Origin of the sequence: Peribacillus sp. B-H-3 (assembly GCF_048572925.1) — a bacterium.
Taxonomy (GTDB): domain Bacteria; phylum Bacillota; class Bacilli; order Bacillales; family DSM-1321; genus Peribacillus.
On record NZ_CP183879.1, the window covers coordinates 2282597 to 2297057 of the forward strand.

General features: G+C 41.5%; 10 protein-coding genes. 8 read left to right on the top strand and 2 right to left on the bottom strand.

The genetic code is table 11. The features are described 5' to 3' along the window. Positions 1 to 296: 296 nt before the first annotated feature. From ACN6MY_RS11280 to ACN6MY_RS11300, 5 genes are all read left to right on the top strand, one after another. On the top strand, positions 297 to 1598 hold the full coding sequence (locus tag ACN6MY_RS11280) for a purine/pyrimidine permease (RefSeq protein ID WP_419883995.1): 1302 nt from the start codon (positions 297 to 299) through the stop codon (positions 1596 to 1598). Positions 1599 to 1785: 187 nt separating this feature from the next. Continuing rightward, the gene (locus tag ACN6MY_RS11285) at positions 1786 to 2199 is read left to right on the top strand and encodes a CoA-binding protein (protein WP_419883996.1); all 414 of its coding nucleotides are present in this window, start codon (positions 1786 to 1788) and stop codon (positions 2197 to 2199) included. 286 nt (positions 2200 to 2485) lie between these two features. Next, on the top strand, positions 2486 to 4462 hold the full coding sequence (parE, locus tag ACN6MY_RS11290; protein WP_419883997.1) for a DNA topoisomerase IV subunit B: 1977 nt from the start codon (positions 2486 to 2488) through the stop codon (positions 4460 to 4462). Then, positions 4462 to 6912 (top strand): DNA topoisomerase IV subunit A, encoded by a 2451-nt coding sequence (gene parC / locus ACN6MY_RS11295; protein ID WP_419883998.1) that lies wholly within the window; start codon positions 4462 to 4464, stop codon positions 6910 to 6912. Before parE ends, parC begins: the two co-directional genes overlap by 1 nt. A gap of 444 nt (positions 6913 to 7356) precedes the next feature. Then, on the top strand, positions 7357 to 8991 hold the full coding sequence (locus ACN6MY_RS11300) for a glycoside hydrolase family 13 protein (protein ID WP_419883999.1): 1635 nt from the start codon (positions 7357 to 7359) through the stop codon (positions 8989 to 8991). A 49-nt stretch (positions 8992 to 9040) separates the two neighbouring features. Here ACN6MY_RS11300 and ACN6MY_RS11305 read toward each other — a convergent pair whose 3' ends face one another. Both ACN6MY_RS11305 and ACN6MY_RS11310 read right to left on the bottom strand, forming a co-directional pair. Then, a complete protein-coding gene (locus ACN6MY_RS11305; protein ID WP_419884000.1) occupies positions 9041 to 10237 on the bottom strand; it encodes an MFS transporter in 1197 nt (398 codons plus the stop codon). 3 nt (positions 10238 to 10240) lie between these two features. Continuing rightward, entirely contained in the window at positions 10241 to 10702 is a 462-nt protein-coding gene (locus ACN6MY_RS11310; RefSeq protein WP_419884001.1) for a MarR family winged helix-turn-helix transcriptional regulator, read from the bottom strand. Between the two features lie 483 nt (positions 10703 to 11185). On the opposite strand from ACN6MY_RS11310, the gene ACN6MY_RS11315 reads away from it, so the two are divergent. The 3 genes from ACN6MY_RS11315 to ACN6MY_RS11325 are packed head-to-tail and all read left to right on the top strand — an operon-like array spanning position 11186 to position 14386. After that, a complete protein-coding gene (locus tag ACN6MY_RS11315; RefSeq protein ID WP_419884002.1) occupies positions 11186 to 12547 on the top strand; it encodes a cytochrome ubiquinol oxidase subunit I in 1362 nt (453 codons plus the stop codon). A gap of 11 nt (positions 12548 to 12558) precedes the next feature. Beyond that, positions 12559 to 13602, top strand: coding sequence for a cytochrome d ubiquinol oxidase subunit II (locus ACN6MY_RS11320; RefSeq protein ID WP_419884003.1), 1044 nt, complete (start codon positions 12559 to 12561; stop codon positions 13600 to 13602). A 31-nt stretch (positions 13603 to 13633) separates the two neighbouring features. After that, positions 13634 to 14386, top strand: coding sequence for a hypothetical protein (locus ACN6MY_RS11325; protein WP_419884004.1), 753 nt, complete (start codon positions 13634 to 13636; stop codon positions 14384 to 14386). Positions 14387 to 14461: the final 75 nt, after the last annotated feature.

Genomic DNA, 14461 nt, shown 5'->3' on the forward strand with positions numbered 1-14461 from the left:
TGTATGTATGATTGCTTTTGGCGGATTGTCATTTTAATGTACGTTTATCCAAAAAGCATGTATACCTTTAGCCAATAAGCAAGGTACTCTATATTTTATCATGATTATGCAAAAAAACCATCGGCAATGAGATTTTTTTATTCCATGTATTCTTAGGCTTTTATTAATGAAAGCTTTAAACCATGTAATATTGTCCGCACTTTATATCCAAAATTTACCTGGTTTTTTCCCTGTCAATAGGCAGTTATGTTAAAATAGTAATGTAGTAGACTAGTTGATGAAAACGGGAGATTGTTATGAAAAATTTATTTGGCGCTCTACAATGGATTGCTTTTATGGTTGCTTCTTCAATCGTAGCGCCTATTGCGATTGCTGACTTATTCGGTTTAACGGGTCATGAAGCAGCTGAATTTGTTCAAAGGACAATATTTGTTCTAGGCATTGCTGGAGTTATCCAGGTAACCTGCGGGCATAGGCTGCCTATTAATGAAGGGCCGGCAGGTTTATGGTGGGGGGTGTTTGCCCTTTACGCAAGTTTCAGCACTACACTGTTTGCATCAGGTTCAGACACCCTAAGAGCCCTTCAGACAGCTCTGATTGCAAGCGGCATCTTTTTTATCATACTTAGTGCAGCGGGCTTGATAAAAGTGATCAGCCGCCTTTTTACGCCTGTTGTGATGGGTATCTATCTGCTTCTTCTGGTTATGCAGCTCAGCAAATCATTTTTAAACGGTATGCTTGGATTGGGGTATACAGGAAATAAAGTTGATTTGAAAATTGCCGGTTTAAGCCTGTTGACTGTGCTGATCACTTTTTATGTGACAAAACATAAAAAGGAATCCATCCGGCGCTACGGAGTGTTAATTTCCCTTGCCTGCGGCTGGCTTCTTTTTGCAGTTTTTGGAGCAGCGAAGAAGGCTGACTATTCCCCAGATCAGCTGTTTTCACTGCCGAAGCTGTTTGCTTTTGGTTCCCCAAAGTTTAATTCAGGCATGATCATGACAGCAGTATTTGTTACACTGCTTTTGCTGACAAATATGATAGCAAGCATCCGTTTAGCAGAAATGGCTCTGAATTCAATAAAACCAGGCAGCAGCAAGGCGAATCTTAAATCAGCTGGCATGGCAGCTGGTATAAACCAGATATTAGGAGGGGTGTTCAGTGCAGTTGGCCCTGTCCCGATATCAGGGGCTGCAGGGTTTATTGCTGCAACAAGGATGACCGCCAGGCTCCCGTTTCTGCTTGGCTCCATCTTAATTGCTGTTTCAAGCTTTTTTCCGCATGTAATGGCTTTTTTTACAGCCGTGCCGATTCCGGTAGGGTATTCAGTGACATTTGTAGTGTTTACAGGCATGTTAGGCATGGCGTTTGCCGAATTTGAAAGGGAAAAAGAACAAAATAGAATACGTACGGTTATCGGCGTGTCGCTATTGAGCGGAGTAGGCTTAATGTTTGTTCCCGGCACAGCCTTTCAGGGGCTTCCGCCAATTGTAGTTTCGCTGCTCAATAATGGTCTTGTGTTTGGCTCATTTGTATCCATATGTGCAGATCAGTGGACGAAATTTGTTTACAGAAGAAAAGCCAGGGGTGAAGCATAACTCTTCAGGGCAAAGAAAGCCGTCTATAAGAGAAATATGCACGTAAACAGCGGGAAAGTCAGCAATATATCTATATTAAAGGCTAATAAAGATTTTTCTCCTGTTTGTTTATATGCTAAAATTTAAAGATAAACAGGATTTATGCCTCCTGAACGAGAAATAGAATAAAACTAAGGAGCTGAAAATCATGACAATGAATATTCCAAGCCGGGAAGAAATCGGCCGTATATTAAAAAAGGCCAAGGTAATTGCTGTGGTCGGATTGTCAGATAATCCGGAACGCACATCTTATATGGTCTCAAAGGCCATGCAGGATAGCGGATATGAAATCATACCGGTAAATCCCTCTGTCGAAGAAGTTCTTGGAGTGAAAGCAGTTGCTTCCTTAAAAGACATTAAAGGACATGTAGATATTGTGAATGTTTTCCGCCGCTCCGAATACCTACCGGAGATCGCCAGGGAATTTGATGAAGTCGATGCGGATATATTTTGGGCACAGCTGGGGCTTGAAAATGAAGAAGCGTATAATTTCTTAACAGAAAAAGGTTACACCGTCATCATGGATCGCTGCATCAAAGTGGAACATGCCCTTACAAAGTAAGGCTGAGAGCGGACAAAGACCCGCTCTTTTTTTATGGATTCCAAATTAAAACAATCGAAAACAAGAAGCATATTTAGATGCCAAGATGCAAAGGAATATTTACATGTCATTGTAGTCATGGTGATCATGATGGAAAACATTAAATAGAACATTTGTTCTTTTTCTTCTTTTGGATTATACTTAGCATATAAGAAGTTAATAATATAAAGCCTATTTATTTATGAGTCATATCATACTGAATGATACGGCCCAGAAATGTTGTTGTTGCAAGGAAAGGGGAATTTCTGTGGCAAAGAAAGTTAGTACAATCGAATATAATGATGATGCGATTCAAGTCCTTGAAGGCCTGGAAGCGGTGAGGAAGCGTCCAGGAATGTATATCGGAAGCACCGATGCACGAGGACTTCATCATTTGGTATATGAGATTGTTGATAACTCCGTGGATGAGGCGCTTGCTGGCTACGGAGACCACATCATCGTTAAAATACATAAAGATAACAGTATCAGCGTGACAGATAAGGGCCGGGGAATGCCGACCGGAATGCACAAGCTCGGCAAGCCGACACCTGAAGTCATTTTGACAATCCTTCATGCAGGAGGGAAATTTGGCCAGGGAGGCTATAAAACCAGCGGAGGGCTTCACGGTGTGGGAGCGTCTGTGGTAAACGCCCTCTCAGAATGGCTCGTTGTTACAATCAAGCGGGATGGTTTCATTTACGAACAGCGATTTGAAAATGGAGGCAAACCAGAAACTACCCTGGAAAAAATAGGAAAAACCAATCAGTCGGGAACTAAAATCCATTTTAAGCCCGATACATCCATATTTTCGGTTACCGTATATAATTATGAAACACTTTGTGAACGTCTAAGAGAGTCTGCGTTTCTTTTAAAAGGAATGAAGATTGAATTAATAGATGAACGGCATGATCACCATGATAATTTTTATTATGAAAATGGCATTGAAGCATTTGTAGAATATATCAATGAAGAAAAAGATACCCTTCACAGCGTGGTAAGCTTTGAAGGCGAACAGAACAATATTGAAGTCGATTTTGCCTTTCAGTTTAACGACGGCTATTCAGAAAATATTCTGAGCTTCGTTAACAATGTCCGTACAAAAGATGGAGGCACACATGAAGTCGGGGCTAAAACAGCAATGACCAGGGCTTTTAATGATTATGCCAGAAAAACGGGTCTGCTGAAGGAAAAGGATAAAAATCTGGAAGGCACAGATATAAGGGAAGGCTTGTCTGCCATTATTTCCGTCCGGATCCCTGAAGAGCTTCTTCAATTTGAAGGGCAGACAAAAGGGAAGCTTGGAACAAGTGAGGCCCGTTCAGCAGTTGACAGTATTGTCACAGAGCATTTGGCATACTTCTTTGAAGAAGATCCCAATACGAGCAGCTCTTTGATCAAAAAGTCCATTAAGGCGTTTCAGGCCCGTGAAGCAGCAAGGAAGGCCCGTGAAGATGCCAGGAGCGGTAAAAAGAGAAAAAAATCTGATGCTGTTTTATCAGGAAAGCTTACGCCCGCCCAATCTAAAAATCCTGAAAAAAATGAATTGTACCTGGTAGAGGGTGATTCGGCAGGAGGTTCCGCCAAGCAGGGCAGAGATCGCCGTTTTCAGGCTGTTCTTCCTCTTCGGGGAAAGGTTATCAATACAGAAAAAGCAAAACTGCAGGATATTTTTAAAAATGAAGAAATCAATACCATTATCCATGCAATAGGGGCTGGGGTAGGCCCGGAATTCAATGTGGAAGATGCCAATTATGACAAAATCGTGATTATGACGGATGCGGATACTGACGGTGCCCATATCCAGGTGCTGCTCCTTACATTCTTCTATAGATATATGAAGCCGCTGTTTGAAGCAGGCAAGGTATACATTGCGCTTCCTCCTTTGTACAAGGTCAGCAGAGGGACAGGGAAAAAGGAAGTAATAGAATATTCGTGGAGTGATGAAGAACTTCAGGATACAATCAAAAAGGTAGGGAAAGGCTATATGCTCCAGCGGTATAAAGGTTTAGGAGAAATGAATGCCGACCAGCTTTGGGAAACAACCATGAACCCGGAAACAAGAACTTTAATACGTGTAAAAATCGATGATGGAGCACGTGCAGAAAGACGGGTTACAACCCTTATGGGCGACAAAGTAGAGCCGCGCCGAAAATGGATTGAAGCTAATGTAGCGTTTGGTCTCGAAGAAGAGTCGAATATTTTGGACAATGAAAATATGTCGATATCAGAGGAGGTCAAAATTTAATGTCTTTAGAAGAGAAAGTTCGTGATTTGCCCCTGGAAGAGGTTATTGGAGACCGGTTCGGGAGATACAGCAAATATATAATCCAAGACCGTGCGCTCCCTGATGCAAGGGACGGGCTAAAGCCGGTTCAGAGACGCATATTGTATGCGATGCATGTGGAAGGGAATACAAATGATAAAGGTTTCCGAAAGTCGGCCAAGACGGTAGGTAACGTAATCGGGAACTATCATCCGCATGGAGACTCATCAGTGTATGATGCTATGGTCAGGATGAGCCAGGAATGGAAGCTCCGAAATGTCATGGTGCAGATGCACGGCAACAATGGTAGCCTTGACGGCGATCCGCCAGCAGCGATGCGTTATACAGAAGCAAGGCTATCTGCCATTGCGGCAGAGCTCCTTCGTGATATTGATAAACGGACGGTAGACTTCATTCCCAATTTTGATGATACCTCAAACGAGCCGGTTGTTCTTCCTGCAATGTTCCCTAATTTGCTGGTAAATGGATCAACTGGAATTTCAGCAGGCTATGCAACAGAAATCCCGCCTCACCAGCTAGGAGAGGTTATAGACGCAGCCATTATGAGAATGGACAAGCCGGATGTGACTGTCGATGAATTAATGACAGTCATAAAAGGGCCAGACTTTCCGACGGGAGGCATCATTCAGGGAATTGAAGGCATTAAAAAAGCCTATGAAACCGGAAAAGGCAAAATTATTATTCGCGGCAAAGCCGAAGTAGAGAATATGCGCGGAGGCAGGCAGCAGATCGTTGTGACAGAAATCCCTTATGAAGTGAATAAAGCAAATCTGGTCAAAAAAATCGATGAATTCAGGCTCGACCGAAAAGTGGAGGGAATCTCCGAGGTTCGTGATGAATCGGACCGGACCGGATTAAGGATTGTCATAGAATTGAAAAAAGAAGCAGATTCTTCAGGCGTACTGAATTATCTATATAAAAATTCAGATCTTCAGATAGCCTATAACTTTAATATGGTGGCCATCTATAAAAAGAGGCCAATGTTAATGAGTCTTCCAAAGCTTCTTGATGCATATATCGGCCACCGTAAAGAAGTTATCCTGAACCGTTCACGCTATGAACTGCAAAAGGCACAGGACAGGGCACATATTGTAGATGGATTGATGAAGGCGTTATCCATTTTAGATGAGGTTATTGCTGTCATCCGTTCATCCAAGGATAAACGGGATGCCAAGGATAACCTGATAAGCAGGTTTCAATTTACAGAACCGCAGGCTGAAGCAATCGTATCCCTGCAGCTTTATCGCTTGACCAATACGGATATCACTGCACTTCAGTCAGAAGCAGAAGAGCTAAACCGCAAGATACAAGAATTGCAGGCCATTCTGGACAATGAAAAAACACTCTTTCAAGTCATAAAAAAAGAATTGAAAAGCATTAAAAAAACATATAACGATACACGCCGTTCTAGAATTGAAAATGAAATAGAAGAAATAAAAATTAATCTGGAAGTATTGGTAGCCAGCGAAGATGTTATGGTCACAGTCACGAAGGAAGGATATGTGAAAAGAACTTCTCTCAGGTCGTATGCCGCTTCAGGAGGTCTTGATTTCGGCATGAAGGACTCTGACAGGCTCCTTCAGAAAACGGAAGCCAATACAACAGATGTTATCCTGCTGTTTACTAACAAAGGGAATTACCTGTATTGTCCAGTTCATATGCTCCCGGATATCCGCTGGAAAGAAACAGGGCAGCATATTGCCAACATTGTGCCAATTAGCCGTGATGAGCAAATAGTTAAAATGATCCCGATTAAGGATTTTGAACAGCAGCAATATTTGTTATTTGTGACGAAGAACGGAATGGTGAAAAGAACCGAGCTGCGTTCCTATAAAGCGCAGCGTTATTCCAAACCTCTTGTCGGCGTCAACCTGAAAGGCGATGATGAAATGGCCGATGTGCATCTTACAGATGGAAGCACATCCATTATTATGATCAGCCATTATGGGTTTGCTTTATGGTTTGATGAAGAAGAAGTTGGTGCAGTCGGTGTCAGGGCTGCCGGAGTAAAAGGCATGAACCTAAAAGACGGAGACTTCGTCGTAGGCGGAAAGGTGCTTCAAAAGAATTCAGCAGATGGCATCCTGGTTGTCACCCAGCGAGGCGCGATTAAGAAAATGAAGCTTACTGAATTTGAAAAGTCTTCCCGTGCCAAACGCGGGGTCGTTGTGCTAAGGGAATTAAAGTCTCACCCGCACCGGGTCATTGGTTTTGAAACCGTTGTGAACAGCGACACCATTTTTATCAGAACGGAAAAGGGGACAATTGAAAGTTCCCATGCTGGAAGTTTAAGGTTCACCGACCGCTATACCAATGGATCGTTTATCATTGATGAAACAGAAAGCGGAAAAGCGGCTGAAATTTGGAAAATCAGTTTAGAAGACTCCAATCCAAACATCGAACAGTCTTAAGAGATACGGAGCGATAGAGAAAATCCCCGAACAGCATTTAATTGTTCAGGGATTTTTTCGTTTGGTCCTGATACATTTGCAAGGTTGATTTTGGCATTCCGGAAATTGGGACACAGTGTGCAATATTCTTCCTGAATGCGGATTCCTTTGAGCGGACCTCAACAGGAAAGATTGATGGCGCTTACCATTTTTAAGTACCCTTTCTTGAACCGCCTTCAGAAACGGAAAACTTTCCAATTCCTGCGTAATTATGCTATAAAAGAAGTATCCAGGAGTAATCAATGCGTAGTTTTAGCTTGTTTGCACGTGATGAATAATAGAAAGATAAAGATAACACTTGGTAGTTGCGAAATAAAGGCTCTCTTAAAAATGAAATTTCTGGGGGAAGTGCGGCTGCGGAAATCGAGAGACAATATAACAGATCCTTTAAAAAAGGGGGAGCATATGAAAAAAACATGGTGGAAAGAAGCAGTCGTTTATCAGGTATACTGGAGGAGTTTTTTTGATTCAAACGGAGATGGAGTAGGAGACATTGAGGGATTGATAGAAAAGCTGGATTATATTAAAGATCTTGGCATAGATGTCATTTGGCTAAATCCAATGTATGAATCACCTGATAAAGACAATGGTTATGATATATCCAATTACTGCGGAGTCATGGAGAAGGCGGGGAATATGGCCAGTGTTGAAAGGCTGATAAAGGAAGTACACCAGCGCGGGCTGAAAATCATTATGGATCTGGTGGTCAATCATACTTCTGATCATCATCCTTGGTTTTTGGAATCAAAGTCATCCGCAAATAATCCTAAACGAAACTGGTATATTTGGAAAGATCCAAAAGATGGAAGACCGCCGAATAATTGGCGCTCCTATTTTGCACCTTCACCGTGGACTTATGACGAAACATCGGATCAATACTATTTTCATTCGTTTGCAAAAGAACAGCCTGATCTGAATTGGGAAAATCCTGATGTCCGCCAGGAAATATACCGTATTATGAAATTTTGGCTGGATAAAGGAATTGATGGATTCCGGATGGATGTAATTAATCTACTTGCAAAGAAGCAAGGATATCCTGATGCGGATGATCCATTTAATTTATCATACCTGGCAAATAATCCAGGTATTCATGATTATTTACAGGAAATGCATAATATAGTATTAAGCAATTATGATATCATGACGGTTGGCGAAATTCCTTTTGTCAGCCCGCAAGAAGGTTTGTTATATGTAGGTGAAGACAGAAATGAATTAAATACTTTATTTCACTTTCAAATTGCCGACGAAATGCCAGCATGGGACATGCTCCGATTTAAGCGCATTCAAAAGGATTGGAATGATGGTCTGAGGGGAAAAGGGTGGAATTCGCAGTTTCTTAATAATCATGATCATACAAGACAAGTTACCAGGTATGGAAATGACAAAGAATACCGTGTGCAGTCAGCAAAGCTGCTGGCAGTTTTAATCCATACACTTCCCGGGACTCCTTATATCTATCAAGGCGAAGAAATCGGCATGACTGGGATACGTTACGATAAGATTGAGGATTATCAGGATATAGCCATGAAAAATAAATATCGTGAAGAAGTGGAAAAGGGGCAGCATCCAGATGAAGTTCTAAGGAGCCTGCAGCCGCTGTCCAGAGACAATTCACGGACTCCGATGCAATGGAATGATGAGGGTAATGCAGGATTTACAACAGGCACTCCATGGATTGGGATTAACCCGAATTATAAAACCATTAACACAGAAAATGAACAGAAAGATCCAATGTCTGTCTTGAATTTTTATAAAAAACTCATTTCCATCCGGAAAGATACAGAAGCAATGGTTTATGGAGATTATCACGATTTGACAGTAAATCATGCTGAATTGTATGCATATACACGAAAATTGGATAATGAAATGCTTCTGATCATCTTAAATCATAGCGATAATAAAAATGAGTTTATGCTGCCGGAGGAGTTAGCTGATAGAAATAAAAAGCTGATTCTCGCAAATTATGAATGTGTCAAAGATGAAGCGGAAAAAATTATGCTAAATCCACACGAAGCAAGGATATATTCCATCAATCTGTGAAAGATTCAAAATCACAAAAAGGCCCCCGAATAAAATGGGGACCTTTTTCTTATGCACTTTGGTTTAATTGTTCTTTCTTAGTTTTATTTGTTAAGCTGAACGCCATATATAAAAACACAAGCAGAAAGATTAAGAAGCTGGATAATCCATAAGTGGCGTTATAGCCTATCTCTACTGCAACATTGCCTAGAGTTCCGGCTCCGATTGCCATGCCTAAATCCATGAAGCTCAGGGACATGGCATTTGCTGTCCCTTTCTTTTCAGGGGTTACCCGGCTGACAGCCCAGGCCTGGAAGGTCGGCTGCATGATTCCATAAGCAATGCCGTAAAAGATGGCTGCTGCAGATAGCATGGCAAAGCTATGTGTGAAAGCAAGGAGAATCAAGCCGATGATACCGCAGACACTTGCAGGATAAATTAAAAATATATGTCCGAAGCGGTCATATATTTTACCGGAAAACGGCCTTGTGAATACCATCATTCCAGCTACAATCAGGAAGAATACAGAAACCTTTCCTCCGAAATGATTGGCCGCTCCTAAACCATCAATAAAATTCACGATTCCTGAAAAAGTAATATAAAACAGGGCTACAAGCAAACATGGAAGAAAGGCGCGTTTATCAAAGGCAAATTCGAGAAGGGACTTGTCCGGAACTGGTTTGGCAGCTGGGGCACCCTGATTGTTTTTGATAAAAAAGCTTCCTGCTGCAGTGAGCAGGGTTACAAAGAGCATTACGGTTAACAGTTTATTAAATGAATATGAATGCAGCATAGAAAGAGCAATCATAGGTCCAAACGTCGTTCCAAGGCTAGTTGCCATTCCAAAATAGCCTATACCTTCCCCAATTCGAGCAGAAGGTATTAAATTAGTGGCAAATGTCGCAAAAAGTGTAGAGATAATACCGAAAGAAATTCCTTGCAGTATTCTTAGCATCACTAAAATGGAAAAGGTGGCACGGCCAAAACTTAAACCGATTGTAATCAATACAAAAAGCAATGTCACAATTAATGTGGCTTTCATGTTCAGCTTATGCATAAAAATACCGATAAACGGCCTTGTAAATATAGCAGCGAGCATGAAAGAAGTTGTCATCAATCCGCCTTTTGCGGGATCATGTGTAATCTCCCCGACAAAAGCAGGGAAGCCGCCCATAAGTGCCTGAAGGCTTAGGAAAAATAAAAAAGTCATAATAATAATGATGATATATTGCCAGGTCCATAATTTAACAGGTGCTTGCTGTTTCAAAATTTATCCTTCTTTCTTTGATACCGTAAGACAATTTGATGCTTCGTGCTTACTGATATTTCTTTGTATTGTAACGAGAATATTCATAAATAAATGAAGATGTTCATCCGTTATTCCTTGCAGTATTTCGCCATACATATCCTCCACTGCCGGCATAGCTGCTTCAACAGTACTTCTTCCTTTTTCAGAGACTTCCACCAGAAAAGATCTCCTGTCTTCAGGATTCGGGATTCTTGTGGCTAAATCGTGTTTTTCAAGCAAATCCAATATTTTTGTTAAGGTAGCTTGATCTTTATCGGTTTTTGCGGATAATTCCTTTTGGCTGAGACTGGATACAAAGGTTAATTCTTTTAAAACGGTCCATTGCTCAGCTGTAATGTTATATCCCTTCAATACTTTACTTACCAATCCCCGTATTTTTTTGCTGGTTGATGAGGCAGTAAACCCTATCTCATCCTTAAACATGGTCTTTATCCATCCCCCATCTTTTAATTCACCTTCTTATTATACGTGTAAAAATTATAGGTGTAAATATAATTTGTATACTAATTAAATTCTGGACTTAAATAAAAAGGCTGTTTTCGTAAACTTTGTTGCTATGAAACAAGGTGGTTGATTTCCGCTCCAGGATGCTCGCTTTCCGCGGGGCAGGCGGTGAGCCTCCTCGGCTGCGCCTGCGGGGTCTCACCTGTTCTGCTAATCCCGCAGGAGTCTCGCACCTTACGCTCCAATCAACCTGGCTTGACAATGGGAACGCCTCAATAACAAATTAAAAAAGCAACAATCTTTAAGAAAAGAGCCAATAAAAAACATTAAAATTCATTTCCTCTCTGCATTCCAAGAAGCTATGTTGAATAATTAATTCGAAATATCGGCATGATTTTTTCATAGATTCTCTTTCTCTGGAAATAATAAGAAACACCTTAAGAGTGAAGGGAAGAAAAACGAATGGATCATTTACTGATTGCCAGGTCTATGTTTGGGACCACGATGGGTTTTCACATTATTTTTGCAACAATAGGAGTAGGTTTGCCATTTATGATTTTGACTGCGGAAATCATGTATCAAAGAAAAAAGGACTTGCATTATGCCGTTATGGCTCAGCGGTGGACAAGGGCGTTCGCCGTATTGCTGGGAGTGGGAATTCCTACTGGAACGATTGCAGGAGTACAGCTGACATTGCTGTGGCCTGGCTTTATGGAGGTGATCGGCAGGGTGATGACGCTGCCGTTCCAAATAGAAATTTATGCTTTCTTCGTTGAAGCCCTGTTTATGTCTATTTATGTGTATGCTGCAGACAGAGTGGCACCATGGATGCGGATCGGAAGTTTAAGCCTGGTTGCATTGGGAGCTTTATTTTCTGCCGTATTGATTACAAATGTCCATGCATTTGAAGCGACTCCAACAGGATTCAGAATTGAAAATGGGAAAATTGTGGATGTTCATCCATGGGCCGCCTTTTTCAATCCCAGCTTCCTGGTCACAGCGCTGCATGTTGCTCTATCAGCTTATACGACCGGTGCCTTTGTCGTAGCTTCTGTCTCTGCCTATAAAATGATAAAAGCGGGATTTGGATCTAAAGTGTATGTATTTCATAAAAAAGCTTTAATGCTGAGCGTAGTAGCAGGAGGAATCTTTGCCTTGTTTACAGCATTGAACGGACATGCTTCTGCACAGCATTTATACGAATACCAGCCTGAAAAGCTGGCTGCAGCAGAGGGTCTGTTTGAAACACAGACACATGCTCCGCTATCAATTGGAGGATTTACAGATGAAAAGACACAATCTGTGAAATGGGGAATTGAGATCCCGTGGGCATTAAGCTTTTTGGCAGCTAACAGTTTTGATACAAAAGTGACAGGACTGAATGATTTTCCAAAAGAACATTGGCCGCCGCTATTTATCCATACCCTATTCAATACAATGGTAGGCATAGGCTCATTGCTGATATTGCTGGCAGCTGCGGTGATAATCTGGGATAAATGGTTCAAAAAAGAAAGATTTCCGCGTTTTCTTATGTGGCTCTTTGTAATTTCCGGCCCTCTGGCAGTTTTATCTATTGAATGCGGCTGGATCTTTGCCTGCACGGGGCGCCAGCCGTGGACGATTTATAATTTCCTGACAACGAAAGAGTCGGTTACATCGACATCCAATCTTGGATTGCTATTTATCTTATTTTTGATTGTTTATCTGATTTTAGCGGTATCCGTACTTTTTGTGCTTATGTATTATTTTAAGCGGCACAGTGCGCTGGATGCCATTCATCAGGCAGAGCAAAAAGACAATCAGGCTTTGGATTCTAATTCTTAAGGAGGATTTTTATGTCAGATGCAGTCATAGCCAGTATCGTTCTCTGGGGATTTGTTTTTATATACTCTGTTATGGCAACCATGGATTTTGGCGCAGGATTTTGGTCCATGATTTATTTCAACCGTGAAAAAACAAGAGCCACCAATATTGCCAACAGGTATTTATCGCCGACATGGGAAGTGACCAACACATTTATCGTCGCGCTCGTTGTTGCCATCTATAGTTTGTTTCCCGGTGCAGCTTTTACACTGGGCACAATCCTGCTTTTGCCAGGGAGCCTCATACTTTTGCTGCTTGCCCTGCGAAGCGCTTTTCTGGTTTTCTCTCATATAGCGATTGATTATGAGAAGATTTTGACCTATATTACCGGGATCACCGGGATCCTGATTCCGGTACTTCTAATCAGTGTTTTACCTATCACTCATGGCCATTTTGTAACAACAGTAAACGGAAAGCAGACATTAAAGCTGGCTGAGTTATTTTCCAGTCCGAATGAATATGCCTTTATTGGTTTTGCGATCAGCAGCACGCTGTTTTTGTCATCGCTCCTGCTGTCTGATTACTCCAAGGAAGCGAACGAACTTGAGGCATTTAAGGTTTATAGAAAGGATGCCATGATAACTGGCCCTATTTCTTTATTAATGGCATTTTTGATCATGATTACCCTGAGAAATGAAGAAGCCTGGCTGTACAACAAGATGATGGATGATTTGCCTATCCTGTTATTCTCTTTGCTTTTTTTCATAATAGGAGGGATTGCCTTATATCTGCCGTTTTTTTCAAAGAAAAATATTAAAGGTATGCCAAGGGTTGCTGTCGTTTCAATTACTCTGCAGTATTTGCTGGCAAGCTATGTTTACGGAAAAGCGCATTTGCCTTATATGGTTTATCCCGATGTGACCATCCACTCTGGCTTTACGGACCCCAATTCTTTTAGAGCTGTTTTTGCCACCTATATCGTCGGCTTTGCGATTTTGTTTCCGGGGTTCTTCTATTTTTGGAGAATGTTCATGAAGGATAATCGATATTTGAAGCAGAAGGAAGCGAATAAATAGTATTTATCCTTTATCTGAAAGGAATGATACGATGAAACCAAGAAAAGCCCACCTTATTTCCAGTTATCTTATCCTTTTTGTTTTTGCCATTTTCAGTTATCCGGCATCTGCTGAGAAAACTCTTTATGAAAATGGGGAATTGCTGGTTTCTAAAGAGAAGGATGTTACAGGAGATGGAATCCCTGATAAAATTGCCATTTCAGGAATACCGTATGATGCAAAAAGCCAATTTCAAAAGAAAATGTTTATTACGGTCAATTCTCCTCCGGACTTTCTAAAGGTACCCCTTGAAGGAGGATATAATCCTTCATTGTTCTTTGCCGATTTTAACGGAGACCATGTTTGTGATGTTTTTGCACAAGCAGACACAGGCGGGAGTGGGGGGACTGTCAAAGGGTATACTTTCAGTTTTAAAGGAGGCCGCGTGAAAGAATTATCGGTCCCTCCTCCTGTTAGTGCTGGCGGGGAGTTTTTGGACGGATATCTCGCTAAGATTACCTTGAAGAATCATAAACCGGTAATCATGGATGTATCCTCCCGAAAGCAGGAATATGAGAGGCTTGGCATTTATCAAAAGGGCCGTTTGAATGAACCAGCCGAACTTCTTATTGATACATACTCTTCTTTGAAAATTATCAAGGTAAGTGGAAACAAAAAGGGTATCAGGGGCATACAAAGAATAAGCGGCGCTTACCATGCAGATGCATTGGCCGAGGTAATCTCCGATTGGGAATACACCAATGGCAAATGGCAAATGATTTCAGCGGAGATCCGGAAAATATAGGGCAGATATTAACCATTTTTGGGCATTTGGCATAGGATAAGGTAAACCCGGAATTAAAAAGGAGAATGGCCTCCC

Excerpts from the sequence above, each read along its gene's own strand:
- ACN6MY_RS11285 (WP_419883996.1), top strand. The coding sequence starts at position 1,786 with ATGACAATGAATATTCCAAGCCGGGAAGAAATCGGCCGTATATTAAAA.
- ACN6MY_RS11280 (WP_419883995.1), top strand. The coding sequence starts at position 297 with ATGAAAAATTTATTTGGCGCTCTACAATGGATTGCTTTTATGGTTGCT.
- ACN6MY_RS11310 (WP_419884001.1), bottom strand. The coding sequence starts at position 10,702 with ATGTTTAAGGATGAGATAGGGTTTACTGCCTCATCAACCAGCAAAAAA.
- parC (WP_419883998.1), top strand. The coding sequence starts at position 4,462 with ATGTCTTTAGAAGAGAAAGTTCGTGATTTGCCCCTGGAAGAGGTTATT.
- ACN6MY_RS11320 (WP_419884003.1), top strand. The coding sequence starts at position 12,559 with ATGTCAGATGCAGTCATAGCCAGTATCGTTCTCTGGGGATTTGTTTTT.
- ACN6MY_RS11325 (WP_419884004.1), top strand. The coding sequence starts at position 13,634 with ATGAAACCAAGAAAAGCCCACCTTATTTCCAGTTATCTTATCCTTTTT.
- ACN6MY_RS11300 (WP_419883999.1), top strand. The coding sequence starts at position 7,357 with ATGAAAAAAACATGGTGGAAAGAAGCAGTCGTTTATCAGGTATACTGG.
- ACN6MY_RS11315 (WP_419884002.1), top strand. The coding sequence starts at position 11,186 with ATGGATCATTTACTGATTGCCAGGTCTATGTTTGGGACCACGATGGGT.